Here is a 14,357-nt window from a genome sequence, read left to right as displayed (position 1 = left end):
CACACCAGGCCAGAAGGCCCTCACCCATTTCAAGATCCCTCAGCGGAGACCTACATCACCCGTCCACAACCTCCCTGGACAGAACACCTAGGGCCCAAGCCCGAGGAGCGGCGCCCGACTGACGGCCAGGCCAGTGCCGATCACTCCCAGTCCCGTCTCAAGGGAAGATTTGTACCGTATCTTGACAGTTCAGCGTGAATTGGAGTACTGTCAACGTGCCATGAAAGGGAAGCGCGCGTACGAGAGTCCACTGCGTGCCGGGCAGCTCGAGCAGACCCGGCAGCTGATCCTCGCCGCGCTCACCGAGGCCATCGCCGATGAAAGCGTCCAAGAGCTGACCATCCCGCTCGTGGCGGAGCGCGCAGGCGTCGCCGTCCGCACCGTCTACCGGCACTTCCCGACCAGGGAGGCGCTCTTCGCGGCCTGGAGCGAGTGGGCCCAGGAGAATCTGCACGTGCTCATGCAGTCCTACCCGGACACCTTGGACGGGCTGCGCCGCGTTGCGCCGGAGCTCTACCGCTCGTACGACGATCAGGCGCCCCTGATCCTCGCCATGCTGAACTCCAAGGCGGCCCGGCCGCTGCGGGAGCAGGGCCGCAGGCACCGGGTCCACTCGGTGGAGACGGCGCTGGCCGGGCTCACGGCGGAGGCCGACCCGGTCGCCCGCCGCCGTGCGGTCGCCGTGCTGTACCTGCTGGTGAGCGCCCCGGCCTGGCAGGCCATGCGGCTGCAATCGGGGCTCGACGGGGCCGAGGCCGGCGCGGCCGCCGCCTGGGCGGTGCGGGTGCTCACGGACGAGCTGCGGCGAGACCCGGACGGCCCGCTGCGCCAGCCGGCCGATGACCGGCGAGGAGGAGAGCCATGAGCATCGCCACGGAACGCACTTTCGCTCCACCGGGGCCGGGTAGCTGGTTCCTGGACCCGACCCACTTCACCCGCCCGGTGACCAGGTTCCACGCCGAGATCTTCGTCGAGGAGCTGCGCCGGGGCTTCGGAGAGAGCCTCCGCCGGTACGGGTCGCTGCTCGAACGGCTGGACTGGGCCTTCGTCAACGGCTTCTGCTACTACCATCCCCAGCCGCTGGGAGCACCGCCGGACGCCACGGACCACCCGCCGAGGGAGGTCTGGGAACGCCTTGCCGCCGATCATCCCGAGATCCGCACCAGGCTCGCGACCAGCGCGACCGTCTTCGAGCGCAAGCTGTGGCGCGAGGACCTGCGCCGCTGGGACGAGGAGGTCAGGCCCGGGCTCCAGCGCGAGCGGCGCGAACTCCAGCAGGTCGAGCCCGCTCTCCTCGATACTGGCAGTCTGCTCGCGTACCTCGACCGGTGCCGGGAGCACCAACGCCGAGCCGGCTACCTGCACCACCTGTTCAACATGCCGGCACTGCTGCCGATGGGTGATCTGCTCGCCCATTGCCAGGAATGGACCGGGCGCACCACCGGCGAGATCCTGGCCCCGCTGGCCGGATCGAGCCCCGACCCGCTGGCGGACCGGGAGGAACTGGCCGAGCTGGCCGCCGCCGTGGCATCGGATGCCCGGGCGAGCGAGCTTCTCGCCTCCTCGGCACGGCCCCAGGAGCTGCTGGCGGCGCTGGGGGCTGTCGCGGGACGTACGAGTACCGCCCTCGCCGGGTACCTGGAGACGTCGGGCTGGCGCCCCGTCAATGGCGAGGACGTGGGCGATCCCTGCGTGGCGGAGTTGCCCGACGTCGTGCTCGCTGCCATTCGCTCGGCCGTTTCCTCCTCGACGAGGCCCCAGGCGGACGCCCCCGCCGACCAGCGCGCCGACGCGGCGGCCGACCTTCGCGACGCCGTACCCGCGCCGCACCGCTCCCGCTTCGACGAGCTGCTCGCTGAGGCGCGGCTGGTCTCCCGGCTGCGCGACGAGCGCGGGTCGTGCGCGGACCTGCCGGCCATCGGCCTCACCCGGCGCGCAATCCTGGCCGCCGGCCGACGGCTCGCCGAGCAGGGCCGGATCCACGCACCCGCCCATCTGGCCGAGGCGGGCTACGCAGAGCTGCGCGCCCTGGTCCGTACGGGCTCCGGGCCCGACGCCGCAGAACTGGCCGCCCGGGCGCACTACCGCGACCACGCCCGGTACGCGGACGCGCCGCCGACGCTGGGCCCACCGCCGGGCGACCCGCTGCCGCCCGAGTGGCTGCCGCCCGCCGCGGCACGCCTGGAACGCGCCCTCGGGGCCGTCGTCTTCGCCATGTTCAGCAACCCGGCATCCCGGACCGAGGGGCGGACCGTGCACGGGCTCGGCGCGAGCCCGGGGGTGTACGAGGGCCCGGCACGGGTGATCAGCGGCGTGCCCGAGTTCGACCGCATCCGGCCCGGCGACGTCCTGGTCACCGATGCGACCACCACGGCCTTCAACATCGTCCTGCCACTGCTGGGCGCGATCGTCACCGATCGCGGCGGGGCGCTCTCCCACGCCGCCATCGTCGCCCGCGAGTTCGCCATCCCCGGCGTCGTCGGATGCACGGATGCCACGGCGGTGATACCCGACGGCGCCTGGGTGCGGGTCGACGGCCGGGCCGGAGAGGCGGCGGTGGTCCGATGACGAGTCCGCTGTCGCCGAGCACGTGGTCCGCCCCCGTGCCGCTCCGCCTGGCCACCGACGAGAGCCTGTACGGCGGCAAGTCCTCGCAGCTCGCGGGCGCCGCCCGGGCGGGTCTCCCGGTACCGGAAGGAATCGTCCTGGAATGGCGGTTCGTCAACGCCGTCGCAGCAGGCGACGACGCGGCGGTCGCCGCCCTGCACGCGGCGACCGCCGGCTTGCAGGGCGGCGGGCTGGCCGTACGTTCATCCGCGCTGGGCGAGGACTCGGCCGCGGCGAGCTTCGCCGGCCAGCACCTCACCTGCCTCAACGTACAGGGTCCGGACGGGCTGACCGAGGCGGTCCGCATGGTGAGAGATTCCGCGCACTCGGCCGCCGCGCTCGCCTACCGTGAGCGGCTCGGACTGCCGGGCCAGCCCAGAGTGGCAGTGGTGGTACAGCAGTTGGTGGTACCCGAGTGCGCCGGAGTCCTGTTCTCCCGAGACCCCCTCGACGGCTCCGACGTCTTGGTCATCGAGGCGAGTTGGGGCCTGGGCGAAGCCGTGGTCAGCGGCCTGGTCGTACCGGATCACTACCGGGTCCGCCGCGACGGCCGGGTGATCGAGCGCACGGCGGGCATGAAGGACCTGGCCGTGGAGCCCGCGCCGGCCGGCGGAACGAGCCAGGTCCCGGTCCCCGCCGAACGAATCCACCAGCTCTGCCTCGACGAGACGCGGTTGCAGAGCCTGCGGGAACTCACCGCCCGCTGCGAGCAGGTCTTCGGCGGGACACAGGACCTGGAGTGGGCCTTCGTCGCCGACCGTCTCCGTCTGCTCCAGCGCCGGCCGATGACCGGGGCCGCGCCCCCGCGCTGAACCCTGCGCAGCCGCCCACCTCAGCTCGGGAGATCACGGACTCCTCGTGGTTGCGGCTGTCGGCGGCGCCCCGGAGGGGGCACGACCGAGAGAGGGTCCATCGAGCGGTGGAACAGGACTCCTTCAGGTGGGAAAGCTGAGGCGGGGGGCTTGGGGCTCCCGCAGCAGCAACCGCCTGCCGCGGCTCCCCCTTCACCGGTGCGTGAGGACGCGGAACTCGTTGCCGTCGGGGTCGGCCAGCAGCACCGCGCCGTCCCGGCCGTGGGCGGAGTCGAGACGCTTCGCCCCGAGGGAGAGCAGGCGCTCGACCTCCGCTTGCTGATCGTCGTCCGGGGCGAGGTCGAGGTGCAGGTCCTTGCCGGGGTCCGGCATGAACGGCGGACCGCCCCACGTGATCTTCGTACCGCCGTTCGGTGACTGGATGGCGGTCTCCTCGTCCTGGTCCCAGACCAGCGGCCAGCCCAGCGCCTTGCTCCAGAAGTAGCCCACGGCCTGCGAACCATCGCAGGCGAGCGCTCCGATGAGGCCGCAGCCGGCGAGGAAACTGTTGTCGGGCTCGATGACGCAGAACTCGTTGCCCTCGGGGTCGGCGAGCACCACATGGGACGCGTCCGGTCCCTGGCCGACGTCAGAGTGTTGCGCGCCGAGGTCGAGCGCCCTGGCCACGGTCTCCTGCTGGTCCTCCAGGGAGGAGCTGGTCAGGTCGAAGTGCAGCCGGTTTTGGCCGGCCTTCTGCGCCGGGGAGGGACGGAAGCCGAGACGGTAGCCGGCGTCATTCCCGGACAGCAGGGCGACGCCGTCGTACCAATCGTCGGTTCTCTCCAAGCCCAGGACGCCCGCCCAGAAATGCGCCAGGCGCTCGGGCTGATGCGCGTCGAAGGAGATTGCGAAGAGTCGGCTGCTCATTGCGCCACGCATCCTGGGTCGTTGAGTGCCCACTGTCGGCAGGGCGCCACGCCAGCGCCTCGAACGGGGATCCTATGGGCGGGCCGGCCTCGGTTGCAGCCGAGTATTCCGCGGCCTTGGAACCGGAGCCCCGCCCTTGGGGGTTTGGGCTGCGAGTTGGTGACTGAGGCGGGTGAGTCTGCTGGTCCGGGGTTCCATGTCTCCGTGCCCTGCTCGAAGCCAAATTGCGCAGCGGAGTCCACCTGGGCGGCGAAGTCGGCCACGGTCAGAGCACGCATGGAGAGCGATCCCCACGCCGTCCCGGCAGAGCACCGCACCCACATGGCTCACCGAGCGGCGTTCAGCGGTACAGGGTGCGCAGGGTGGTGAGGCAGTCCGCGGCCCGGCGCTGCGCGTCGGTGTCGGTGCTGGCCCATGCGATCCGGGCGTCCGGCCGGATGAGAACTGCGGTGACGTCCCGCCAGATCGGGTGGGACGCCTCGGCGTTGACGGTTCCTGTCCGCTGCTCGAGGCCATCCGCGGGGCACGGTGTCGGCGTCCTGCCGAGGTCCAGCAGGAGTGGTCGGCCGTGGTGCATCAACGGGTGGGCGGTGGGTACGCCGGCCGTGTCCAGGAAGAGGCCGGCCAGTCGGGTGCCGCTCAGCGGATGCCCGCCGGGTGCGGTGCCGACGGGCAGGGGGTCGTCGAATCCGGCGATCCGGCGGGCCCACCGGCGGTTGGTCCGCGGTTCGGCGAGCGCTGCGGACCAGACCTCGCGCAGCGCGATCTGCTCCGGGCTCGCCGCCGCGAACAGGGCGAGCTGCGCGCGGGAGTTGTCGATGACGGCGCGGGCGGCCGGTCGGCGCTCCGTGTCGTAGGTGTCGAGTAGTCCGTCGGGCGCCCGGCCCAGGAGGGTGGCGGCCAGCTTCCAGCCCAGATTGGTGGCGTCCTGGATGCCGAGGTTCATGCCCTGCCCGCCGGCCGGGAAGAACATGTGCGCCGCGTCCCCGGCCACCAGCACCCGTCCGTCCCGGTACCGCGCGGCCTGGCGGGTGGCATTCCCGTAGCGCGAGAGCCATCGGGGGTTGCGGATGCCCAGGTCCCGTCCCAGCAGCGTGCGGGTCTGCTCGCGCACCTCCTCCAGGGTCAGCGGATCGCCGGTGCCGTGGTGCATGGTGGCCGTGGAGAGGCCCGCCAGTCGGTGGACGCCGTCGCCGATCGGGGCCGCCAGGAACGAACCGGCCGGCCCGGTGGCGGCGAGCGGCGCGGTGGGCGGATCGTCGAGTTCGACGTCGGCGAGCCACCCGGTCAGGGTGGTGTCCTGACCGGGAAAGTCGATGCCGGCCGCATGGCGCACCGCGCTGCGGGTGCCGTCGCAGCCCACCACCCAGCGGGCCCGCACGGTCCGGTGGGTGCCGCCGGCCCGGATCACCGCCTCGACGGCGTCCGGCCCCTGGGTGAGCGAGACGACCCCCTCCCCGCGCAGCACCCGGGCGCCCACGGCGACCGCGTGCTCCTCCAAAAGCTGTTCGGTGACGGACTGACCGAGCGCCAGCATGAAGGGGTGCACCGCCCCGACCGTGGAGAAGTCCAGCCGGGTGGTCGCTGCGCCGAAGTGGCCTGTCGGCACTGGGGTGCCGCGTTCTATGAACCGTTCCGCGAGGCCGCGGGTGGCGAAGGTGTCCAGCGTGCCGGCTTGCATGCCGACCGCGCGCGACCGTCCGTCCGGTGCCGCCCGGCGTTCCACGACGGTCACCTCCACCCCGTACAGGCGCAACTCCGCTGCGAGCCAGAGCCCCACCGGGCCCGCCCCGGCGATGAGCACGTCGAGCACGACAACCACTTCCTCTCACTTTTCGGATGGTGCGCCGTGACGGTGGCGCGCCGATGCGCTGGGACCGGGGCGGCCTCGGGGCGTCAGGTGGGCGATGTGGCTCAGCGGGCGCTGCCGAGGTTCCGGTCGGCGTCGGCGCCGTCGAGCATGAGGGTGGTCTCCTCGATGCGGCGGAAGCGTCCGTCAGGGGCGAACTCGCCGAAGAGGTAGACCTCCATGCGGACGGTGGAGCCGTCGGTCTTGATGACGTCCATCGTGTGGCGGTCGGCGTAGTGGTCGCCGGAGAAGAGCTCGTCGTGCACCTCGACCGAGCCGTCGACGACGACCGTGCGCAGATGGGCGATGTGGGCGAGGAACTCGGTGCGGTTCGCCCAGCTTCCGTCGGTGCGCTGGCGGTAGTCGGGGGCGAAGTGCCGGTCGGCGGCCTCGTCGAGGTCGAGGCCCGGGGTGAGGAGCAGGTCGGTGAGGGCGGTGCGGGCGTCGGTGCGGTTCATGGGGATTCCTTCGGTGGGTGCGGGAGTGGCCCGCCGTGCATCGGGTTCGAGATGCGTGCTTGAAGCACGCTTATTACCGTACAGGAAAAGCGTGTCCGGCGCACGCTAATCTGGAGGTGTGAACAACTCGACGGGACACGACATCGCCGATGCACTGGGCCTGCTCCTGCGGAGGAGCACTCGCGCCCGCCTCTACACCCAGCTGACAGAGGGGCTGGGGGAAGCGGTCGACGACCTCACTTACCCGATCCTCAGCGGCCTGGCCCGGACCGGGGCGCGCAGCGCCGCCGACCTGGGCCGTGAGATCGGACTGGACCGCACCACCGTGACCCGCCGCGCCGACCGACTCGAACAGGCCGGCCTGCTCCAGCGTCAACCCGACCCGGCCGACGGCCGCGCGACCCTCCTCGCACTCACCGAGCAAGGGCACGACATCGTGTCGGTCACCCGCGAGCGACTGGCGGCCGGCATCGAGTCCTCGCTCGCCAGCTGGCCGCAGGCGGACGCCCAAGCCTTCGCACGCCAGCTGCGCCGCTTCGTCGACGAGGGGCCGTTCACCGCCGAACACCCCTGAGGGCCACCGGCGTCCAGGCTGAAGACCGCCGACGTGGTGCCCGCTCCGGCGCGGCGCCTCATTGACGGGCGTGCGGCTCTGCGATGTTCTGCGACGGACGGGGTCCCGGGGCGGGCCTGGTCGTCCCAGACGCAACTTCTTCGCATTAAGCTGTGTGCATGAGTGCCCGAGCGACCACACGCCCCGGCGGGCGCAGCGCCCGCGTCCAGCAGTCCGTACACCAGGCCGTCCGTGATCTGGAGGCGGAGGTGGGCCGGGATGCGCTCACCGTGCCGCTGATCGCGGCCCGTGCGGGAGTGACGCCGTCCACCGTCTACCGGCGCTGGGGGGACCTGCGAGAACTGCTGTCCGACGTGGCCGTCGAGCGGTTGCGCCCCGATGGCGCGCCGGCCGACCACGGCAGCCTGCGGGCGGACCTGGAGGCGTGGGCGGTGCAGTTCGCGGAGGAGATGTCCTCGACGGCGGGCCGCACGTACATCCGCGACGCCCTGCTGGGCGACCCCGAGCAGGGCAATGCGGTTCGCTGCTCCGATTACGCCGCCGAGCAGTTGAAGGTCATCGGCGTGCGCGCGGCCGGGCGCGGGGAGGCCGTGCCCGATGTCGAGACCCTGCTGGACGTCGTCGTCGCCCCCCTGATGTACCGCATCCTGTTCCGACCCTCGGACCTGTCGGAGGCCTACACCGACCGCCTCGTGGCGACGGCGCTCGGCTAGGGGTGCCGCTCCCTCCGGGACCTAAAAGCTAAGGGTTTGCTTTTTGGGCGACGTGGGTCCTACTCTGCCTAACGCAAAGCGTTTGCCTTTAGGCATGAGAGGTGCTCCATGCTCAGCGTCGTAGCCCCGCCGTCCCCTGCCCGCCGCCTGCCCGCGCTGGGCCGCCGCAGCGCCTTCCCCCTCCACGCCTCCGTTCTCGTCGGCCTGTTGGCCGCCTCAAGTGCGCCGACCCCCCTCTACGCCATCTACCAGGCCGAATGGCACTTCTCGGCGATGACGCTCACCGTCGTGTTCAGCGCCTACGCGCTCACCCTGCTCGGGGCACTGCTGACTGCGGGCACGCTCTCGGACCACCTGGGCCGCCGCCCGGTCCTCACCGGCGCGTTACTCGCCGAGGCCGCCGCAATGGCCGTCTTCGCCACTGCCCAGGGCGTGACGACCCTGATCGCCGCCCGGATCCTGCAGGGCCTGGCAACCGGCGTGGCCACAAGCGCCGCCGGAGCCGCCCTGCTCGACTTCGAGGACCCCGACCGCCCGGGACGGGCGACGCTCGCCAATGGCATCACCCCCGTGGCCGGCATGGCGGCCGGCGTACTGGCGGCCACTGCCCTCGTGCAGTACGCCCCCGCTCCCACCCGCACCGTCTACCTCCTGCTGCTCCTGCTGTTCGCCGCGCAGGCGGCCGCAGTGCTCCTCACCACCGAGACCGCCCATCCTCACGCCGGTGCGTGGCGCTCCCTGCGTCCCGGTATGGCCGTCGCCCCGGCCTCCCGCCCGGCCATGAGGCTTCACGGCCCCGGCGTCGTCGCCGCCTGGGCGCTGGGCGGCTTCTACTCCTCCCTCGGTCCCTCGCTCGCCCGGCTCATCGCCCCGCACACGGCCCGGGCCACCGGCGGCCTGGTCTTCTTCACCCTGACGGCCGCAGCCGGCCTCGCCGTCCACGCTGCGCGGCGACTGCCCGCCCGCACCGCGAGCTCCCTCGGCACCGCGGTCCTGATCCCGGGGGCCCTGCTGACCCTGAGCGGGCCCCACCTGCACAGCCTGCTCGCCCTGTTCGCCGGCACCGCCCTGGCGGGCATCGGCTTCGGGGCGGTCACCCAGGGTGCCCTGCGGCTGCTGCTGGCCCCGGCCGCCCCGGACGAGCGCGCCGGCACGCTCGCCGCGTACTACGTCCTGAGCTACCTGGCCATGAGCGTCCCCGCAGTCCTCGCCGGTCTGCTGACCAACCTGTACGGCCTGCAGAGGGCCGTCTCGCTCTATGCCGTGACAGTCATCCTGCTGACCCTGACCGGCCTCGGCCGCGCCGTGCGGCAGCCGAGCACCCGCTGACCGGGTCCTGCCCACCCGCACCGCACCGCCCCGCCCCATCCGAAAGGACCCACCGATGAACACCGCCACGCCCCCTCAGGCGACTTTCCTCACGAGCACGGGATGGAACCTCGGCGACATCGCCGTACGCCGCGTCGACGAGATCGAACTGCCGCGCCAGACCGGACCCTGGCTGCTGCCGGACGCCACCAAGGAGGTGCTGGACGAGGCATCTTGGCTGCGCCCCGACTTCGCCGACGCCGACGTCCCCCGCCTGGCGAGCCACAGCTTCGCGGTGGAGGCGGGCGGGCTGAGGATCGTCGTGGACACCGGCATCGGCAACGCCAAGCCGCGCGCCAACCCGGCATGGAACGGTCTCGACACCGACTTCCTGCACCGACTGGCGGCGGCCGGCTTCCCGCCCGAGTCCGTGGACCTGGTGATCACCACGCACCTGCACACCGACCACGTCGGCTGGAACACCCGCCTCACCGGTGAGGACTGGGTTCCCACCTTCCCCAACGCCCGCTACCTCACCAGCCGCACCGAATGGGACCACTGGGCCGCCACCGAACTGGACGAGGCCCGCCGCCAGATGTTCCGCGACTCCATCACCCCCGTCCGCTCCGCCGGACAGTACGACCTCGTGGACGTGCCCGAGCAGGGGCGCGAGGTGGCGCCGGGCGTCGTCCTGATCCCTGCCCCGGGCCACACCCCGGGGCAGGTCGCCGTGGAGCTGCGCGGCAGCGACCGACGCGCGCTGATCACCGGCGACAGCATCCACCACCCCGTGCAGCTGTCCCACCCTCACGTGAACAGCTGCGTCGACATCGACCCCGCCCAGGCGGTCCGCACCCGCTCCCGGCTGCTCGACGCCCTGGCGGACACCGATGCACTGCTCCTGGGCACCCACTTCCCGCAGCCCACGGCCGGCACCGTCCGCCGGGAGAACGACCGCTACCGGCTGCTCGCCGAGCACGGCAGCGAGATCCCGGCCACCGCTGCCTGAGCACGCGACCGGCCCCGCCAGACCGTCGAGCAGCCGCGTCGCCCGCAGCCACCTCAAGCGAATCCTTGGCCTTTAGGGGCCTCGGAGGCTCCGACGCTCCAATCACCCACCGAGAGGGAGAACATCCATGTCCGCCGTAGAACTCACACCTCCGGAGGCCGCCCGCTGGGCCGCCCGCGCCGGGCTGGTGCTGCCCGCCGAGCGCCACGCCGCGGTCGCCGCGGTCGCCAACCACATCCACAGCGTCGTCGCGGTCCTGCGCGAGCTGGACTTCGCCGACGTCCCGCCCGCCGCCGCCTACCGCGCCGGAGAGGAGAAGCACGATGCAGCCGTATGAGCTGTCCCTCGCCACCGCCGCGGACGCGATACGTACCCGGCGACTGTCCCCCGTCGAACTGGTCGACTCCGTCCTCGACCGCATCGAGAAGGCGGAGCCGCACCTCGGCGCCTACGTCACGGTCGCCGCGGAGCAGGCGCGCCGGGCGGCGGGTGAAGCCGAACACGAAGTGGCGCACGGGCGCTACCGGGGGCCCCTGCACGGCATCCCGATGGGGCTCAAGGACCTGATCGATGTCGGCGGGATGGCCACCACGGCCAGCTCCCGGGTCCGCGCCGGCCATCGCGCGAGAGCGGACAGTACGGTCGCCGCGCGTCTGAGCGCTGCCGGCGCGGTCCTGCTCGGCAAGACGCACACCCACGAATTCGCCTTCGGCCTGACCACTCCGCAGACCCGCAATGCCTGGGACCGCGGCCGGGTCGCCGGCGGCTCCAGCGGCGGCTCCGCGGTCGCCGTCGCGTCGGGCACCGCGACCTTCGCCCTGGGCACCGACACCGGCGGGTCGATCCGGGTGCCCGCGGCGCTCAACGGGGTCGTCGGCCTCAAGCCGACCTACGGTCTCGTCCCCCGTCACGGCGTCACCTCCCTGTCCTGGTCGCTGGACCACGTCGGCCCGATCACCCGCACCGTCGAGGACGCGGCCCTGGTCCTGACCGCGCTGGCCGGACACGATCCGCGCGACCCCGCCTCGCTGTCCGTGCCCGCCGCGGACTACCGGCCCGGTGCCGGCACGGACCTGACGGGTCTGCGCATTGGGCTGCCGCGCACCTACTACTTCGACAACGTCCACCCGCAGGTGGCGACTGCCGTCCGGCACGCCATCGGGCAGCTGGAAGCCCTGGGCGCACAGCTCGTAGAGGTCGACATCCCGATGACCCGCTACATCCAGGCCACCCAGTGGGGCCTGATGGTCCCGGAGGCCGGTGCCTACCACGAAAGCAGCCTGCGCACGGTCCCCGAGCTGTACCAGGAGGACGTCCGCATCCTCCTGGAGGCAAGCGAGTTGATGAGCGCCGGTGACTACATGCGCGCTCAACGCTCCCGTACGCTCATGCGCGCCGAGTGGGCACGGATGCTGGAGGAAGTCGACCTGATCGCCGCCCCGAGCGTCCCGATGCCCGCGGTCGGGGCCGACGAGGAGACGGTCACCTGGCCCGACGGCACGACCGAGAGCGTCTCCGACGCCTACGTGCGCCTTTGCGCCCCCGCCAACATCACCGGAGTGCCGGCCCTGACCGTTCCGGTCGGCCATGACGCGGCGGGCATGCCCATCGGCATGCAGCTGCTCGGCCGGCCCCTCGGCGAACCCACACTCCTGCGGGTCGGCCACTCCTACGAGCAGACGCAGCCCGCCCGGGCACTCGCCACGGCGGCTTGACCATTCGCGCCACCTGGGCAACGCGCGGACCTCGTCGGCCAGGTAGCGCGCCCGCGCCCCGGGCGCGGCAGGCCGAACCTCCCACCCCAACCCGTCCGCAACGACACCCTGCCCCGGCCGCCACCAGCTCCCTCCCGTTACAGCAGCGGGACCCTCAGCGCAGTCTCGCCGACGGTCTCCTCCCGGAGGAGGAGACCGGACCGGGACGCAGGTCCCGGACCGGGGGTGGACAGGACCGGGGTCCTCGTGCCCTCGGGTGATGTGCCGTACCAGGGCGAGTTCCTAGCCTCGGGGCATGCGATCACACGAAGCGGACGATGCTCAAGGAGACCCCGTGACCACTGTCAGCCCCGCCGCACGCCGCGCTTTGGCCGTGGGCCTCACCCTCGCCGCCTGCCTCACGTCCTCCCCCGTCCTTGCCACGGCCGCCGAGGCCCCCGCCCAGGAGAGCTCCGGGGCTGGACTGGACCGGTACTACCGCCAGCACCTCGGCTGGGGCAGCTGCATCAAGGGCGCCGACGACACCACGGGCCGCGATCTGGACCAGGCAGGCGTGCAGTGCGCCGACGTGACCGTGCCCTTGGACTACGCCGACCCCCGGGGGCGCACGATTACCGTGGCGATCTCCCGGCTCAAGGCCACCGACACCCGCCACCGCATCGGCGCGATCCTCCTCAACAACGGCGGTCCGGGCGGTCCCGCGCTCCAGTCCCCGCCGCAGGCCCGTGCGTCGATGAAGGAGGTCGGCGCGCGCTACGACATCATCGGCTTCGACCCGCGCTTCATCGGGCGCAGCACCCCGCTGGACTGCGGCTTGCCCGTCGGCATGACCTGGCTGTCCGCCGGCACCGGCCGGGCGGGCTTCGACCGCCAGGTCGCCCTGCAGAAGAGCCTGGCCGACAAGTGCCGGGCCACGGACGCCGCGGTGCTCCCGCACATCACCACCCGCAACACGGCCCGCGACATGGACGTCATCCGCGGCACGCTCGGAGAGCGGAAGATCTCCTTCCTGGGCTACTCGTACGGCACCTACCTGGGCACGGTCTACACGCAGATGTTCCCCGGCCGCCACGACCGGATGGTGCTGGACGGGGCGATCAACCCGAGCGACTACCGCCCCCGGCTGCTGAAGGGCACCGAGCGCGAGAACGAGAAGGCGCTGTCCGATTGGGCCGCCTGGGCCGCGGAACACCACGACACCTACGGCCTCGGCCGCAGCCGCGCCGAGGTGCTCGCCGCCGTCGACAGCATCGTCGCGGCGGCTGCGCGCGGTCCGCTGACCATCGGCGCCGGCGCCGATGCCTTCCGGATCGACGACAGCCAAGTGCCGCTCCTCCTCTTCTCGGGCATCGCGGACGACACCGCCCCGGCGCGGGCGTCGTTCGGCGAGCTGGTTTCCGCACTGGCCGAAGCCGCGGAGGGCCGGCCGGCGACGGTGCCGCCGATGCTCGTCCCGGAGCTCCGGTACGTGCTGCGCGGTGAGGGCGAGCCCACCGGCGCGCAGTCCGCCGTCATCTGCGGGGACGTGGCCGCCGTGCGCGATCCCGAGCTCTACTGGCGGGACATCGAGCGCAACCGCATCGCGCACCCGCTGTTCGGCGCTCTGACCAACAACATCAACCCGTGCGCCTTCTGGGACTCGCCGCGCGAAGAGCCCACCCGGGTGTGGCGCGATGCCCCCGCACTGATCGTCGCCGCCACCGGTGACCCGCGTACGACGTACAAGGGAAGCGTCGAGCTGCACAAGCAGCTGCCGAGCTCCAGGCTGGTGTCCCTTGAGGGTGCCAACCGGCACGCCCTCTTCGGGCGCTACGGCAACGCGTGCGTGGACGACCAGGTCAACCGGTACCTGGCCACCGGCAAGCTGCCGGCGAAGGACCGGACCTGCGTCAAGCAGGCAGGGTAGCGGCCCGCGGTTCACGTTCCGACTGCGCGGGCCAGCAGCATTCTGTGGTTGTTCGTCGCGGTCTTGACGAGCTGACCAACTGGGCCGTCTCCCGGTCGGAGCCGATGTAGTCCTTGTTGCCAGACGCCGGCCTCGTTCCAGTCCCGCAGTGGGCGCCAGCACGTCATACCGGACCCGAAGCCGAGCTCCTGGGGCAGGTGTTCCCAGTCGTCCGACACGATCCACGGCGAAGCACCCATGGCCCAGCCAACGCCGAACTCGCCAACCGACATAGTCAGGTGTGCACCACGGCATCGCGAACTGGATGCCGTGGCTGCGCGGTGCCCGGCCACCGAAGTGGCGGTGGAGGGTGACCTCGCCGAGCGGTGCCGGCCGGTCGGCGACAAGCTCGGCGAGGCTCCGGGGTCCGCTTACGCGGGGAGGAAGAACCCGGTGATGTCAGCGAGCCGGCCATCGCGGTGGAGGGCGGTGCTCACGCCCGCCATGGCGGGTTCGTCCTG

Annotated in this window: 13 protein-coding genes; 10 read left to right on the top strand and 3 right to left on the bottom strand. The window is 72.2% G+C overall.

What is annotated here, in order from left to right; all coding sequences use genetic code 11:
* Positions 1-220: 220 nt before the first annotated feature.
* The 3 genes from ACIBAD_RS37035 to ACIBAD_RS37025 are packed head-to-tail and all read left to right on the top strand — an operon-like array spanning position 221 to position 3,419.
* Positions 221-865 carry a TetR/AcrR family transcriptional regulator gene (locus ACIBAD_RS37035; protein WP_134067102.1) on the top strand — a complete coding sequence of 215 codons (645 nt, stop codon included), beginning with the start codon at positions 221-223 and terminating at the stop codon, positions 863-865.
* A complete protein-coding gene (locus ACIBAD_RS37030) occupies positions 862-2,568 on the top strand; it encodes a PEP-utilizing enzyme (RefSeq protein WP_398911420.1) in 1,707 nt (568 codons plus the stop codon). The genes ACIBAD_RS37035 and ACIBAD_RS37030 overlap by 4 nt, the downstream gene beginning before the upstream one ends.
* Positions 2,565-3,419 carry a PEP/pyruvate-binding domain-containing protein gene (locus ACIBAD_RS37025; protein ID WP_398911418.1) on the top strand — a complete coding sequence of 285 codons (855 nt, stop codon included), beginning with the start codon at positions 2,565-2,567 and terminating at the stop codon, positions 3,417-3,419. Before ACIBAD_RS37030 ends, ACIBAD_RS37025 begins: the two co-directional genes overlap by 4 nt.
* Positions 3,420-3,611: 192 nt before the next feature.
* Here ACIBAD_RS37025 and ACIBAD_RS37020 read toward each other — a convergent pair whose 3' ends face one another.
* The 3 genes from ACIBAD_RS37020 to ACIBAD_RS37010 all read right to left on the bottom strand — a co-directional run bounded on the left by ACIBAD_RS37020 (position 3,612) and on the right by ACIBAD_RS37010 (position 6,632).
* The gene (locus ACIBAD_RS37020; protein WP_398911417.1) at positions 3,612-4,325 is read right to left on the bottom strand and encodes a VOC family protein; all 714 of its coding nucleotides are present in this window, start codon (positions 4,323-4,325) and stop codon (positions 3,612-3,614) included.
* A gap of 340 nt (positions 4,326-4,665) precedes the next feature.
* On the bottom strand, positions 4,666-6,138 hold the full coding sequence (locus ACIBAD_RS37015) for an FAD-dependent monooxygenase (protein ID WP_398911416.1): 1,473 nt from the start codon (positions 6,136-6,138) through the stop codon (positions 4,666-4,668).
* A gap of 101 nt (positions 6,139-6,239) precedes the next feature.
* Positions 6,240-6,632 carry a nuclear transport factor 2 family protein gene (locus ACIBAD_RS37010; RefSeq protein WP_134067112.1) on the bottom strand — a complete coding sequence of 131 codons (393 nt, stop codon included), beginning with the start codon at positions 6,630-6,632 and terminating at the stop codon, positions 6,240-6,242.
* A gap of 118 nt (positions 6,633-6,750) precedes the next feature.
* Here ACIBAD_RS37010 and ACIBAD_RS37005 point away from each other — a divergent pair, with 118 nt between their 5' ends.
* The 7 genes from ACIBAD_RS37005 (at position 6,751) to ACIBAD_RS36975 (ending at position 13,857) form a co-directional block, all read left to right on the top strand.
* On the top strand, positions 6,751-7,206 hold the full coding sequence (locus ACIBAD_RS37005; RefSeq protein ID WP_134067114.1) for a MarR family transcriptional regulator: 456 nt from the start codon (positions 6,751-6,753) through the stop codon (positions 7,204-7,206).
* A 158-nt stretch (positions 7,207-7,364) separates the two neighbouring features.
* Positions 7,365-7,919, top strand: a complete 555-nt coding sequence (locus ACIBAD_RS37000) for a TetR/AcrR family transcriptional regulator (RefSeq protein WP_398911414.1) — start codon at positions 7,365-7,367, stop codon at positions 7,917-7,919.
* Positions 7,920-8,027: 108 nt separating this feature from the next.
* Positions 8,028-9,248, top strand: coding sequence for an MFS transporter (locus ACIBAD_RS36995; protein ID WP_398911412.1), 1,221 nt, complete (start codon positions 8,028-8,030; stop codon positions 9,246-9,248).
* Between the two features lie 55 nt (positions 9,249-9,303).
* The gene (locus ACIBAD_RS36990) at positions 9,304-10,236 is read left to right on the top strand and encodes an MBL fold metallo-hydrolase (RefSeq protein WP_398911410.1); all 933 of its coding nucleotides are present in this window, start codon (positions 9,304-9,306) and stop codon (positions 10,234-10,236) included.
* Positions 10,237-10,363: 127 nt separating this feature from the next.
* Positions 10,364-10,573, top strand: coding sequence for a hypothetical protein (locus ACIBAD_RS36985; RefSeq protein WP_053923779.1), 210 nt, complete (start codon positions 10,364-10,366; stop codon positions 10,571-10,573).
* On the top strand, positions 10,560-11,951 hold the full coding sequence (locus ACIBAD_RS36980; protein WP_398911407.1) for an amidase: 1,392 nt from the start codon (positions 10,560-10,562) through the stop codon (positions 11,949-11,951). The genes ACIBAD_RS36985 and ACIBAD_RS36980 overlap by 14 nt, the downstream gene beginning before the upstream one ends.
* A gap of 334 nt (positions 11,952-12,285) precedes the next feature.
* The gene (locus ACIBAD_RS36975; protein WP_398911405.1) at positions 12,286-13,857 is read left to right on the top strand and encodes an alpha/beta fold hydrolase; all 1,572 of its coding nucleotides are present in this window, start codon (positions 12,286-12,288) and stop codon (positions 13,855-13,857) included.
* Positions 13,858-14,357: the final 500 nt, after the last annotated feature.

It is taken from the genome of Streptomyces sp. NPDC051109, from assembly GCF_044455885.1.
In the GTDB taxonomy this organism is placed as follows: Bacteria; Actinomycetota; Actinomycetes; order Streptomycetales; family Streptomycetaceae; genus Streptomyces.
The sequence above is the reverse complement of the archived record's forward strand: the minus strand, read 5'-3'. Positions and strand labels throughout refer to the sequence as shown.